The 13,318-nt window shown below is 54.4% G+C and carries 12 protein-coding genes and 5 tRNA genes; 6 read left to right on the plus strand and 11 right to left on the minus strand.

Annotation, left to right across the window (positions count from 1 at the left end; translation table 11 throughout):
* Positions 1-25 precede the first annotated feature (25 nt).
* From MLE19_RS14025 to MLE19_RS14040, 4 genes are all read right to left on the minus strand, one after another.
* Entirely contained in the window at positions 26-1,309 is a 1,284-nt protein-coding gene (locus tag MLE19_RS14025; protein WP_240718793.1) for a TRAP transporter large permease, read from the minus strand.
* Between the two features lie 9 nt (positions 1,310-1,318).
* Positions 1,319-1,879 carry a TRAP transporter small permease gene (locus MLE19_RS14030; RefSeq protein ID WP_240718794.1) on the minus strand — a complete coding sequence of 187 codons (561 nt, stop codon included), beginning with the start codon at positions 1,877-1,879 and terminating at the stop codon, positions 1,319-1,321.
* A gap of 65 nt (positions 1,880-1,944) precedes the next feature.
* A complete protein-coding gene (locus MLE19_RS14035; protein ID WP_240718795.1) occupies positions 1,945-2,922 on the minus strand; it encodes a TRAP transporter substrate-binding protein in 978 nt (325 codons plus the stop codon).
* A 310-nt stretch (positions 2,923-3,232) separates the two neighbouring features.
* A complete protein-coding gene (locus MLE19_RS14040) occupies positions 3,233-3,694 on the minus strand; it encodes a GlcG/HbpS family heme-binding protein (RefSeq protein WP_240718796.1) in 462 nt (153 codons plus the stop codon).
* Positions 3,695-3,985: 291 nt separating this feature from the next.
* Between MLE19_RS14040 and MLE19_RS14045 the strand changes: the two genes are divergently transcribed.
* Positions 3,986-4,669 (plus strand): GntR family transcriptional regulator, encoded by a 684-nt coding sequence (locus MLE19_RS14045; RefSeq protein ID WP_240718797.1) that lies wholly within the window; start codon positions 3,986-3,988, stop codon positions 4,667-4,669.
* Positions 4,670-4,675: 6 nt separating this feature from the next.
* On the opposite strand, the gene glcC is transcribed toward MLE19_RS14045, so the two are convergent.
* The gene (gene glcC / locus MLE19_RS14050; protein ID WP_240718798.1) at positions 4,676-5,455 is read right to left on the minus strand and encodes a transcriptional regulator GlcC; all 780 of its coding nucleotides are present in this window, start codon (positions 5,453-5,455) and stop codon (positions 4,676-4,678) included.
* 216 nt (positions 5,456-5,671) lie between these two features.
* Here glcC and glcD point away from each other — a divergent pair, with 216 nt between their 5' ends.
* The 4 genes from glcD to MLE19_RS14070 all read left to right on the plus strand — a co-directional run bounded on the left by glcD (position 5,672) and on the right by MLE19_RS14070 (position 10,080).
* Positions 5,672-7,171 carry a glycolate oxidase subunit GlcD gene (glcD, locus tag MLE19_RS14055; protein WP_240718799.1) on the plus strand — a complete coding sequence of 500 codons (1,500 nt, stop codon included), beginning with the start codon at positions 5,672-5,674 and terminating at the stop codon, positions 7,169-7,171.
* A 52-nt stretch (positions 7,172-7,223) separates the two neighbouring features.
* Positions 7,224-8,324 (plus strand): glycolate oxidase subunit GlcE, encoded by a 1,101-nt coding sequence (glcE, locus tag MLE19_RS14060; RefSeq protein ID WP_240718800.1) that lies wholly within the window; start codon positions 7,224-7,226, stop codon positions 8,322-8,324.
* 14 nt (positions 8,325-8,338) lie between these two features.
* The gene (glcF, locus tag MLE19_RS14065) at positions 8,339-9,571 is read left to right on the plus strand and encodes a glycolate oxidase subunit GlcF (protein WP_240718801.1); all 1,233 of its coding nucleotides are present in this window, start codon (positions 8,339-8,341) and stop codon (positions 9,569-9,571) included.
* 107 nt (positions 9,572-9,678) lie between these two features.
* Entirely contained in the window at positions 9,679-10,080 is a 402-nt protein-coding gene (locus MLE19_RS14070; protein WP_240718802.1) for a heme-binding protein, read from the plus strand.
* Between the two features lie 115 nt (positions 10,081-10,195).
* Here the strand turns inward: MLE19_RS14070 and MLE19_RS14075 are convergent.
* The 6 genes from MLE19_RS14075 to MLE19_RS14100 all read right to left on the minus strand — a co-directional run bounded on the left by MLE19_RS14075 (position 10,196) and on the right by MLE19_RS14100 (position 11,721).
* A tRNA-Asp gene (locus MLE19_RS14075) sits at positions 10,196-10,272 on the minus strand.
* Between the two features lie 79 nt (positions 10,273-10,351).
* Positions 10,352-10,427 (minus strand) — tRNA-Val (locus MLE19_RS14080).
* Positions 10,428-10,480: 53 nt separating this feature from the next.
* Positions 10,481-10,557: transfer RNA gene (locus tag MLE19_RS14085), tRNA-Asp, on the minus strand.
* 58 nt (positions 10,558-10,615) lie between these two features.
* A tRNA-Asp gene (locus MLE19_RS14090) sits at positions 10,616-10,692 on the minus strand.
* 70 nt (positions 10,693-10,762) lie between these two features.
* Positions 10,763-10,838 (minus strand) — tRNA-Val (locus MLE19_RS14095).
* 148 nt (positions 10,839-10,986) lie between these two features.
* Complete coding sequence (locus MLE19_RS14100) at positions 10,987-11,721, minus strand: alpha/beta fold hydrolase (protein ID WP_240718803.1); 735 nt, start codon at positions 11,719-11,721, stop codon at positions 10,987-10,989.
* Positions 11,722-11,885: 164 nt separating this feature from the next.
* Here MLE19_RS14100 and ccoN point away from each other — a divergent pair, with 164 nt between their 5' ends.
* Entirely contained in the window at positions 11,886-13,310 is a 1,425-nt protein-coding gene (gene ccoN / locus MLE19_RS14105) for a cytochrome-c oxidase, cbb3-type subunit I (protein ID WP_240718804.1), read from the plus strand.
* Positions 13,311-13,318: the final 8 nt, after the last annotated feature.

Genomic DNA, 13,318 nt, shown 5'->3' on the forward strand with positions numbered 1-13,318 from the left:
CCCGGCAACCAGCGCATATACGTGCTTAGCCGTAGATGAAGTTAACCAACGCCAGCGCAAACGCCGGAATATAGGTATTAATCATCAACACGGCGAACAGGACGGCGATAAACCAAAGGTTGGTTTTAGACGTTGCCCAGACATCTGATTTGGCGATTGAACAAGACGCAATGAGCACGCTTGCCACCGGTGGTGTTTGCTGACCGATCGCTAAGTTCAGCGTCACAATCAAACCAAAGTGCAGCGGATCGATACCGACTTCCAACACCAGCGGCAGAACGATCGGCACCACTAGGATAATCGCGGCTGCAGAGTGCAGAAAAATTCCTAATATCAAGAAGATGACATTTAGAAGTGCCAAGATGAGATATTTATTATTAGTCAGTTCACTGATCTGCATCGCAATTTCTTGCGGCACGCGGGTTTCGGTAAGGTAGCCACCTACCACTGCTGACGCGGCCACTAGCAGCATAACCACGGCTGTTTGCACACCCGCGCTCTTGCACGAGTCAATGAAGTTTCTCATCGTGAATTCGCGATAAACCACCGCACTGATAAAGATAGCCACGCATACTGCCAGCGCCGCGCCTTCGGTCGCGGTAACGAAACCACCAAAGATACCGCCCAGGATGATGACAGGAATCAGCAACGCCCAAATCGCCTCTTTGAAGGCTATCCAAAGCTGCGAAACACGAAAGCGTCCCTCAGAAGGGAAGTTGTGTTTGCGTGCTAAGTAGTAGCACATCGCGGCTAAGCCCATCGCACCCAGCAAGCCTGGCAAAATACCGGCCACAAACATCTGTACCACTGACTCACCCGACATCACCGCGTAAAGAATCATCGGTATGGAGGGCGGCAAGATAATCGCTAAGCTCGCAGCGGATGAAGATATAGAAGCAGCAAACTCTTTTGAGTAGCCCTTCTTGCGCATTGCAGGAATCAGAATACTGCCGATTGCTGACACGCCTGCCACCGCCGACCCGGAAATTTCCGCGAAGAAAACCGAAGCACCGATGGTCACCATCGCCAAGCCACCCTTGATAAACCCCACCATCGCCATGGCTAGATCGATCAAGCGCCGCGAGATACTCGAGGCGTTCATAATGGCACCGGCTAAAATAAACAGCGGAATTGCGATGAGCGGAAAGTTAGTCGCACCCTCAAACATCGTCATGCCCACCGTGGGCATCGCCATGTTGCCGTATGTCATAAAGGTGGCGACGGTACCCACCAGTGCCAAGGCAACGGCGACCGGTACGTTAATCAGGATCAACAGAATCAGCGCTATAAATATGTACAGTATGACCATAGTATCTACTTACCCTCGCTGATGTGTGCTGACGGCGGCGACTTCTTCCGCGTCGATACCGGCTTCTTCGAGCTCATGGTCAATAAAGCCCCTGCCCTTAGCGCTTTTAATTACGTCGGGCAGCCGCAGCAGTTCAGCAATGATGAACAGCACGGCGGCAACGGGAATCGCTGAGTGAACCAGTTGCATTGACACACCAGGGAGGCTAACCATTCCCACGCCTTCGAGAATCAACATGACTTGGTAGCTGGCGAGACCCAAAAACACGAAGAACCCAATAGTGATCGCTTCCGCTAAAAGCGCGATAGGCACTCGAATAGAGGGTGGACACATGTTCAACACACTAGGGCAAGTGATGTGCGCGCCTTTGGCGGCGGCTAATGCGGTGCCGTAGTAGGTCACCCAAGCCAACAACGCAGCGGCGAGCTCGTCATACCAGCTTAGTGGCGAGCCCAAATAACGGGTCACAAAGCCCAGGGTAACCACAGCGGCAAGCGCAATTACCAGAAAGACCACGATGCCTTCAAGAAACGAAAAATACGCGTTCTTGAACTTTGTAAAAGTACTCATTGAGACCTCCGAAAGGCGAGGCGCCCCGCCAAGTAGCGACGCACCTCAAAAGAGTGGCGCTTTGCTTACTCGCGTAGAGCAGCCACGGCGTCAATCATTTCCTGGCCACCATCCACTTCTTCAGCGAACTGGCTATAGATGGTTTCAGAGGCCTCAACAAAAGCATCGAAGTCGACTTCATTAACTTCCATGCCTTCATCGCGCATTTTTACGAGAGTTTCATCATCCAGACGTTGACCTTCTTCGAGTACGAAGTCCTCCATCTCAACGGCGACTTCTTCAAGCACCTGTTGTACTTCTTCAGGTAGGCGACTCCAGCTAGCACCCGCCGTTAAATAAGCAGGGGTATAAACGTGGTTGGAAATCGAGAGGTAATCTTGTACTTCGTGAAAACGTGAGGAGTAGGTTTGGATAAAGGGGTTTTCCTGGCCGTCCATTGCGCCTGTTTGCAGGGCAACAAACACTTCAGACAGCGACATTGGCGAAGGTGCTGCGCCGTAGCTACGGAACATATCGATTCGCCATGTGCCGCCAGGTACGCGCAGCTTTATTCCTTCGAGATCTTCTGGCGTTACGATTGGTCTCTCGTTGTTAGTAATCTGGCGAAAGCCGTTTTCCCATACGCCAATGATTTTAAAACCACGCGCTTCTGCAGCGTCATACAGCGGACCACGCACGATCTCTTCACGCACGCGCTTCATATGTTCGCGGTCTTGGATCAAGTAAGGCATTTCGAACAGCGCAAACTCAGCGGATTCAGAACTCATCACGGTCGAGGGCAGTGAGAGGTCTAACGACCCTAACCGCAGGCGACGCATCATCGATTCATCACCACCGAGTTGGCTATTGCCAAAAACGCTTACTTCCGCCACGCCTTCCAAACGTTCGTTGACGAGTTCGGCATAGCGATTCGCAGAAATTTCAAACAGTGATCCAGGGCCACCGACATGACCAAGGCGAATTTCCGTCTGGGCGTTGGCGGCGGCGGCCTGCAAGCCAAACGACACAACGGCCGTTGCGAGTGCTGTTTTGAGCAATTTCATTGTGAACTCCAGGTAAAGCATTTGTTGTTGTTAGCAATGTCACCATCGTGGCTCTGGCATCCGATGGCACCTGCAAAAGGCGTCGCTTGAGTAGATCCACTTATTGTTGGTCTAGCGCTACTCTTGAAACATCCTCCACCTCAATTTGAATTCAAAATTCAAAATTAGGTATTAAACTTTCGTCTCGTCACAAAAATTTCCTTGCAACCAATTGATTTAAATAGGGCTAATAAAAATTAGTCGTAAAAAAAAGCGGGCCACTGCTTAATTAAGCCGCGGCCCGCTTCAATTAACGCCTTCCTGCTAACACCTAGCTCGGTTCAAGTCCCCAGCGCAGGCCGGCCAGTTCGATACCGGCTATCGCCGCTTGCTGATCCTCATCCGATGACGCGCCGCTAACTCCCACCGCGCCGATTACACAGTTTTGCTGATCTAGAATGGGCACGCCCCCTGCCACAGCCACAAAATGCCCCTGGGAAGCCGCCGAAACGCTAGCAACAAACCCGGTGCGTTCGGCATTGCGTTCTCCTAGCACCCCACTGGCAACACCAACGCCCAAGGCGGCATACGCCTTCCCCTTAGCTACCGGAAAACGCAACGGTGCACAGCCATCTTCGCGTTCAGCAGCCACTAAATTACCTCCTCCATCGAGCACCACAATCGTTAGCGGTGGCAGATCTGAATTGCGCGCCTGGGCTCGGGCACCATCGATTATCTTTCTGCTCTGTTCTCTGCTGAGCTGCACGCTGCAATGAAATACTTGTCCGGCCATGGGTTTTACCTTTGTCGTTGTTAGTGCTTTGTCGTTGTTAGAACTTTGTCGATGTTGATACTTGTCGTGGTTAATACTTTGTTGTTGTGAGGGCTTTGCCATCGTTAGTAAGCAGTGATGAACAAAAGGCCACCAAAGGAATATTGAATTCATAATTACTTTTGCAGATCATATAAACAAAAGCCACTATACAAAGCTGGTATTTCAGAAATGGTATCGTGCTCAAAACGATCCAGGTGGTCTGGGTAGCTTGGCTGTAAGGCGAGCGAGCCACTGACAAGGAACTGACGAATGACAAAGATATTGCAACGCAATTTATATCGGGAAGTGGCCGATAGAATTGGCGACCTGATTGAGCACGGCGAGCTTTTACCCGGCGAACGTATCTCCGAAAAGCAGCTGTGCGAGCGCTTCGGCGTATCGCGTACGCCGTTGCGGGAGGCGTTGAAAGTACTCGCCACTGAAGGCCTGATTGAGCTGCTGCCCAATCGCGGCGCGCGGGTGGTAAGGCTGACCTTAAAGAACGTTAAAGACACCTATGATCTGATGGCCGCACTAGAGGGACTATCGGGTGAGCTTGCCTGTGAGTACATCAGCGACGCTGAAATTGCCGCCATTCGTCAGTTGCACGACACGATGCTGGAACACTACCGCAATCGCGATTTAATGCCCTACTTCCAGGTGAACCGGCAGATTCACGAAAGCATTTTGGCGGCGTCCAATAACGATGTTTTGCAAGAGATGTATAGCAACCTCAGCCAGCGCATCAAGCGCGTGCGTTACTCCAAGAAGATGACCGAACGCTACTGGAGCCAAGCGGTAAAAGATCATGAAAATATGATGGCCGCGCTTGAGAAACGCGACAGCCAGTTACTCGGCCAAATTTTACGTGACCACCTGTGTAACAAGATTGAAGTGGCCACCTTGGCGGGCGTGATTGACACGGAAGACGATAAAAGTGTAGCCAATAGCTAAAGTCCGCTACTGCCACTCTTCAAGGCGCATGGATGAACGTTCGAGCCGCTGGTGCTCCTCTTCTAAGTCGCGCAGCAGTTGGCTAATGCTGGAGAGGTGTTCCAGCGCTACCTTTTTTGCCTGCTCCGCGTCGCCGCTAACGACCGCATCATGCAACTGTGCATGCTGCTGGTTGATCATCGCTCGGGGGGCTGGCAAGTGGTAAAGGTGTTTGACCGAGGCGAAGACCGAGCTAAGCAGCAGATCGGTCAGGCTCTGGAGCGTGTGAACCAACACCGGGTTGTGCGACGCCTGAGAGACCGCCAGATGAAAAGCGTGGTCGAGACGCGCGAGCCGCTCAACGTCAATGGCTTCCGCACTTTCGGCGTAATCAGCCATTTCACGATAGCGCCGGGTGATCAACACTTTGTCAGCGGAGGTACCTCGACTTGCCGCCAACTGCGCCGACTCCCCTTCGAGCAAGGCGCGCACCTCTAATAGATCAAACAGCGTGCGCGGATGGTCTTTAAACAGGTGCATCAAAGCGCTTTGGTTGCCTACCGGCAGCAGCGTGGCCACCGTCGAACCATGGCCCTGGCGGGTATCGATAATGCCCTTGCTGCGTAGAATCCGTAATCCTTCCCGCAGCGAAGCGCGGGATACGCCCAGCCGGTCGCAGAGGCGCCGTTCAGAAGGCAGCAACTGACCGGGGCGAAAAACACCATCAAGAATTAGACGCTCAAGCCGGGTGGCCACCTGATCCGGCATTCGCAGCCCGGGTGACAAGGCATGATTCTCCACTGGCATGCGGGCTCTCCTGATGGTCGATTTAACCAGCTTGCCATTACTGGCCGCAGAAGGCATCCATGTCGACTAATTACTGGTCAGACCAATGCACCACAACCTAGACAGATGCACAAAAAAAGCCCAAATTGAGGCCATGTTACGCGAGCACACTCTGCGCGATCTGGCATAAAGAATGTCGCCGTTTGCCTTTAATGATAATAAGCATGGGATGTCGTTATGAATATCCTCTTTGATGAGCGTCTGGACGGTGAGCTGGTCCGGCGAGAGAAAAGCGAAGTCTTAAACGATCTTCAGCAAGCCGTCCCCGATATGACACTGCTGCATCGCGAAGAAGACCTGCGCCCCTTCGAGTGCGATGGGCTGGCGGCCTATCGCGTATTGCCCATGCTGGTGGCACTGCCGGAAACGCTGGAGCAGGTGAAAGGGTTACTCCAGCGCTGCCATGCCTTAGGCGTACCGGTGGTGACCCGTGGTGCGGGTACCGGCCTCTCTGGCGGCGCGCTGCCCTTGGAGCAAGGCGTGCTGTTGGTGATGTCCCGCTTTAACCAAATTCTGAAAGTCGACCCGGATGCCCGTCTGGCGCGGGTTCAGCCAGGTGTTCGCAATCTGGCGATTTCTGAAGCGGCAGCGCCTTACGGCCTCTACTACGCGCCGGACCCTTCATCACAAATTGCCTGTTCCATCGGCGGTAACGTGGCCGAAAATGCCGGTGGCGTGCACTGCCTAAAATATGGCCTGACGGTACATAACGTCATGCGCGTGGACGTGCTCACCATTGAGGGTGAGCACATGACGCTGGGCGCAGAGTCTCTCGACGCGCCCGGCTTTGACCTGCTGGCGCTAATGAATGGCTCCGAAGGCATGCTCGGCGTGGTCACCGAAATTACCGTCAAGCTACTGCCCAAGCCGGAAACCGCGAAAGTATTGATGGCAAGCTTTGACGATGTCGAAAAAGCCGGACGCGCTGTGGGCGATATCATCGCCGCGGGGATCATTCCAGGCGGCCTGGAGATGATGGATAAGCTTGCGATTAAAGCCGCCGAAGATTTTGTCAAAGCGGGCTATCCGCTGGATGCCGAAGCGATTCTGCTCTGTGAGCTGGATGGCGTTGAAGCCGATGTGGACGACGATTGCGACACCGTTCGCCGTGTACTGGAGGCCGCCGGGGCCACCAATATTCAGCAAGCCCGCGATGAAGCCGAGCGCGCCAAGTTCTGGGCCGGGCGAAAGAACGCCTTCCCCGCCGTGGGTCGTATGTCGCCAGACTACTACTGCATGGATGGCACCATTCCCCGCCGCGAACTTCCACGCGTACTTAAAGGTATTGCCGCACTTTCCGAAGAGAGCGGCCTACTGGTAGCCAACGTGTTTCACGCCGGTGACGGCAACATGCACCCATTGATTCTGTTTGATGCCAACAAAGAGGGCGAGCTAGCGCTTGCCGAAGAAGTGGGCGGTAAGATTCTGGAACTCTGCGTGGCGGCGGGCGGCTCAATTACCGGTGAGCACGGTGTGGGGCGCGAAAAGATCAACCAAATGTGTAGCCAGTTCCAACCGGATGAGATCAGCGTTTTTCATGCGCTGAAAGCCGCTTTTGATCCAAAGCGTCTACTCAACCCAGGCAAGAACATTCCAACCCTGGCTCGCTGCGCAGAATTCGGTGCCATGCATGTGCATAACAACGAGCTACCGCATCCGGAGCTGCCACGTTTTTAATAATGTACCTAGTCAGCATACTTACTAGGCAAAATAAATACTGGGATAGACCATGACTGAACTAGCGATGCATGCCGCCGACCGCGATATCGCTGATACCCTGTGTGATCAGGTACGCAGCGCGTATGAGACACGCACTCCGCTACGCATTGTAGGCGGAGATACCCGCGCCTTTTATGGACGACCGGTGGATGGCCAAGCGCTCACGATGGCCGAACATAGTGGCATTGTCAGCTACGACCCGGTGGAGCTGGTGGTCACCGTGCGCGCTGGCACACGGCTAAGCGCCCTTCAAGCAGCGCTGGCCGACAAACACCAAATGCTGGCCTTTGAGCCGCCCATGTTTGGCGAAGCCTCGACCATTGGTGGTGCGGTCGCGACCGGCCTTTCCGGCCCACGCCGCCCCTGGGCAGGCGCAGCACGGGACTTCGTGCTCGGCACGCGGGTCATCACTCAAGAGGGCAAGCTGTTACGCTTTGGCGGCGAAGTGATGAAAAATGTCGCCGGTTATGATCTCTCTCGCTTGATGGCGGGGGCCCAGGGTACGCTCGGCGTGCTGACCGATATCTCGTTTAAAGTGCTGCCCATTCCCAACGCTACACACAGCTTACGCCTGTCCATTAATCTTGCCGACGCGCTGAAAAAGCTTGCCGAGCTGGGTCGCAAACCGCTACCGATCACGGCGGCGGCCTGGCATAACGGTGAGCTTTTCCTGCGCTTAGAGGGGGGTAACAGCTCTGTTAGCGCGACTCAGGCAAGCCTAGGCGGCGAGCCGCTTGATGCCAGCTTCTGGACCTCACTACGCGACCATACCCACGATTTCTTCCAGCTCAGCGACGGTCAAGCGCTATGGCGGTTATCGCTGCCTCCGCATACGTCGCCGCTGGCACTGGATATTCCCGAAGCGGATATCTTTTACGATTGGGCGGGCTGTCAGCGCTGGGTAAAAACATCGCTGGATGCCAGCACGTTGCGCGCCGCCTGTGCAGCAGTGGGCGGCCATGCCACATGCTACACGCCGCACGCCCAGGGAGGCGCCGTCGACCCTTTCACACCGCTCAACACGGTAGTGGAAAAATATCATCGTAATCTAAAGGCGGAGCTGGATGCCCATGGCATATTCAATCCCGGTCGTCTTTATGCGGCGTTTTAATCAGGAGATCTGACATGCAGACGCACTTTACCGATGCTGACCGTCAGAAGCCGCACATTCAGGAAGCAGAGCGCATATTGCGTACCTGCGTCCACTGCGGCTTCTGTAACGCTACCTGCCCGACGTACCAGCTGTTAGGCGATGAGCGTGATGGCCCCCGAGGGCGCATCTATTTGATGAAAGAGCTGCTTGAGAGCCGCGACGATGACGACCAGGTCACCGACGAGACTCGCCTCCACCTTGATCGCTGCCTTACCTGCCTTAACTGTGAAACCACCTGCCCTTCCGGCGTTGAGTATCACAAGCTGCTCAACATCGGCCGTGCCGAAATTGAGCGTCGCGTCCCCCGCCCGGCAGGCGAGCGGGCCCAACGCTATGCGCTGCGGAAAATGATGGTCGAGCCTAAACGTTTCCAGGCACTGCTAAAGTTGGGGCAAACCTTTAAGCCGCTGGTGCCTAGCAAGCTGCGCAGTAAAATGCCCGCAGAACCGATAGATGCAGGCACACGGCCCGATGCAAACCGCCATACCCGGCAGGTATTGATGCTGGAAGGCTGCGTGCAGCCAGGGCTGTCACCCAATACCAATGCCGCCACCGCGCGAATTCTAGACCGCCTTGGCATTAGCGTAACGCCGGTGTCGGAAGCGGGCTGCTGTGGTGCCGTTGATTTCCACCTCAACGCCCAGGACGATGGCCGTGCGCGAATGCGCGCCAATATAGACGCCTGGTGGCCCTATATAGAACAAGGCACCGAAGCCATCGTACAAACCGCCAGCGGCTGCGGCGCCTTTGTGAAAGAGTATGGCTATATGCTCAAGGATGACCCTAAATACGCCGTTAAAGCGCAAAAGGTCAGCACCTTGGCCAAAGATATCGTCGAAATCCTACGCGATGAGCCTTTAGAGGCGCTGAACGTTAACGCGTCGAAGCGGCTGGCGTTTCACTGCCCCTGTACTTTACAGCACGCTCAAAAGCTTAACGGCGCGGTGGAAGGCGTACTCACCAAGCTCGGCTTTTCATTAACGCCGGTGCAGGATGCTCACCTGTGTTGTGGCTCTGCTGGCACATACTCGATTACTCAACCGGAACTAGCCACCCAGCTACGCGATAATAAGCTCAACGCCCTGGAGGCGGGTAAGCCGGAAATGATTGTCACTGCCAATATTGGTTGTCAGACCCACTTGGCTGGCGCCAACCGCACGCCGGTGCGCCACTGGGTAGAAATCGTTGATGCGGCGATCACTTAACGTTTAGAACTAGCTCTTAGCATGAGCTCTTGGCATTCATTAACCCTGGTCGCGCTGCTATTGTTAGGCGCGGCCACTTCACTCCCAACCATTAATAGGATTTAAGCATGCAAACAAAAGCCATTCTTGCCCAAGCCGATGTCATTAACGTACTGGATGCAGCGCAGAAAGAAGCTGATAGCAATAGCTGGCCCGTGACCATCGCAGTAACCGACGACGGCGGTCACCTGCTCGGCCTGCGCCGCTTAGATGGCGCTGCCCCTTTCAGTGCTGAAGTGGCGACCCAAAAAGCACGCAGCGCAGCGCTAGGCCGTAAAGAGACCCAGGTATTTGAAGAGATGATTAACGGCGGCCGTACAGCGTTTCTTTCTGCGCCTCTGCAGGGTCTACTTTCAGGTGGTGTGCCGATCACAGTGGATGGCCATGTGGTGGGTGCTGTGGGCATTTCCGGCGTCAAACCCGATCAGGACGTACAAGTTGCCAAGGCGGGTGTTAGCGCTATCGGCTAATGCTAGCGTGCAGCCTTCGGGCTGCACGCAATAAAAAAGCCTGGATCATTGATCCGGGCTTTTTTGGAATTCGTTCGGCTGATGCCGATATTACATTTTCAATCTAAGCGCTTAATGGCGGACCGGACGAGACTCGAACTCGCGACCTCCGGCGTGACAGGCCGGCATTCTAACCGACTGAACTACCGGTCCACGTTAAGGCGCATTAATACTACAACCATCGTATGCATAGCATTTTTAGCGGTTCAGAGGCGCTTTAAATAGTAGGCGATGGTGGGTGGTACTGGGTTCGAACCAGTGACCCCCAGCTTGTAAGGCTGGTGCTCTCCCAACTGAGCTAACCACCCAATCTGTCAATAAGTCCCTACAGGCACTTACCAACCTTGCTTAGCAGTTATCGTGGCGGACCGGACGAGACTCGAACTCGCGACCTCCGGCGTGACAGGCCGGCATTCTAACCGACTGAACTACCGGTCCGAATAGCGATAACGTACTTTAATACTATTTGCTCATAAAGAAGATTCTGATTTGATGTTGGCGGACCGGACGAGACTCGAACTCGCGACCTCCGGCGTGACAGGCCGGCATTCTAACCGACTGAACTACCGGTCCGTTATGCACATCAAAGCTTAATCTTACTTTTTACTTCACGTTTCCAAACCATTTTAGCTATTACTAAATATGGTGGGTGGTACTGGGTTCGAACCAGTGACCCCCAGCTTGTAAGGCTGGTGCTCTCCCAACTGAGCTAACCACCCGCTGGTCACGTGGCGCTGCATTCTACCGAATACTTGAGGGAAGTCAACCTACTTGGTTTAAAAACTGTATTTAAAACTGCTTTTAAAACTATTTCTAAAATCAGCGATTTAAACCAGCGTATTGCTTTAATCCAAGATACGAAACGCATCACCCTAAGTCTTGCGTTTGAACGCGGACGAAGGATGCCGCAATCTGGGTAGCTTCGTCAATCAAAACCGTTTGGGTTAGCCCAGAAGAGCGACGCGGCTTGAAGTCATGATCGCCATCTTTCAGCCAGGCAAGCCGAGCATTCGCGGGCAGCGTATAGCCTTCAACCTCTTCTCGCGTACCGAACGGGTCTCGCTCACCCTGCAGAATCAATACAGGGCACTCAATGGCTGGCCAGTGATCCAAGCGCAACTTTTCTGGCGCCTTAGTGGGATGAAACGGGTAACCGGCCACGATAACACCGGGGCACCTCTGCTGACTGGCTAACAGCGTTGCTACGCGACCGCCCATCGATTTTCCTCCCACCCAGAGCGGCTCGGCGAACAGCCCATTGAGCAGTGAGTACCACTCGGCAAGCTGCCCAAGCGTTTGGGCGATGGGTGGCGGTGGTCGACGCTTGCCGGTTTCCTGCATCTGCTGCATATAAGGGAAATCAATGCAGGCAACCTGGATGCCCCGGCTGGCCAAAGAGGTGACAAATTGACGCATGTAAGGAGACTGCTGCCCTGCACCTGCGCCATGGGCAAATAACAAGCGACCTATCTTGGCCTCACCATAAAGAGCCAGCGGCCCCATGCCGTGCACCAGGAAGCAGCTATTCGAGCCCTCTTCAAAAGCGCTTTTTAAGGCCTTGGGGGTTACGGGAAGATAGCCAGACAAAGCGTAGTGAGACACGCATCACTCCTAATAATTCAGTGTTTAACCTATTGGCATGTTCAGCTTAAGCCTCGGCTGCGCTAGAATCCTGGTCGGATCTTGACCTGCATCATCAAGCGGGTGGCCGCACCCGTGCAAAATGCCACGGGTTACCCCCTAACCGCGTTCGATGGGAACATGACATGAGCACAGCACTGGAACACCCGACCTACAATTACAAGGTAGTTCGGCAGTTCGCGATTATGACCGTTGTGTGGGGCATCGTGGGAATGACAGTGGGTGTCATCCTTGCCTCGCAACTGGTTTGGCCGCAACTGAACCTTGGCATACCTTGGACTAGCTTCGGGCGCCTGCGTCCGTTACACACTAACATCGTTATTTTCGCCTTTGGCGGTTCAGCGCTGTTTGCTACCTCGTACTACGTGGTCCAGCGGACCTGTCAGACACGGCTTTTTTCTGACAAGTTAGCGGCCTTTACGTTCTGGGGCTGGCAAGCTGTCATTCTCTCAGCGGCCATATCGCTACCCATGGGTTACACCACGACCAAGGAGTACGCTGAACTGGAATGGCCAATCAATATTTTGATTGCGGTCGTTTGGATCAGCTATGCCATCGTGTTCCTAATGACGATCAAAAAGCGCACCACGTCACATATTTATGTGGCGAACTGGTTCTTCGCGGCGTTTATTTTGACCGTTGCTGTGCTGCACATTGTTAATAACGCGGCGATCCCCGTTACCCCGATGTACTCCACCTCAATCTACGCTGGCGCGGTAGATGCCATGGTGCAGTGGTGGTACGGCCATAACGCGGTTGGCTTTTTCTTGACGGCAGGCTTCTTGGGCATGATGTACTACTTCGTGCCGAAGCAGGCGGAGCGTCCGATCTACTCTTACCGTCTCTCTATCGTCCACTTCTGGGCGCTGATCATGATCTACATGTGGGCAGGCCCACACCACTTGCACTATACGGCGCTGCCCAACTGGGCTCAGTCGCTAGGCATGGTGATGTCGATCATTCTACTGGCGCCCTCCTGGGGCGGCATGATCAACGGCATGATGACCCTGTCTGGTGCTTGGCATAAGCTGCGCACGGATCCTACGCTGCGCTTTTTGGTGGTTGCTCTGTCGTTCTACGGCATGTCCACCTTTGAAGGCCCGATGATGGCCATTAAAACGGTCAACGCACTGTCGCACTACACTGACTGGACCATTGGTCACGTTCACTCCGGCGCGCTCGGCTGGGTGGCAATGATCACTATCGGTTCCATGTACCACCTGATCCCACGGGTTTTCGGGCGCACCCAAATGCACTCCGTCAATCTGATTGCCGTGCACTTCTGGCTCGCCACCATCGGCACCGTGCTGTACATCGCTTCCATGTGGGTTAACGGTATTTTGCAGGGCCTAATGTGGCGCGCGATCAATCCTGACGGCACCTTGATGTACACCTTCGTGGAAGCCGTGGAAGCCAGCGCGCCGGGCTACTTTGTACGCTTAATCGGCGGCCTTTTCTGGGTCACCGGCATGCTGATTATGGCGTTCAACGTCTACATGACCGTTAAGCGTCGTGAGGCCATCAGCCATTCAGCGCCACAAGCCGCCTAAACCGGGGA

The organism is Vreelandella neptunia, assembly GCF_022489065.1.
GTDB lineage: Bacteria > Pseudomonadota > Gammaproteobacteria > Pseudomonadales > Halomonadaceae > Vreelandella > Vreelandella neptunia_A.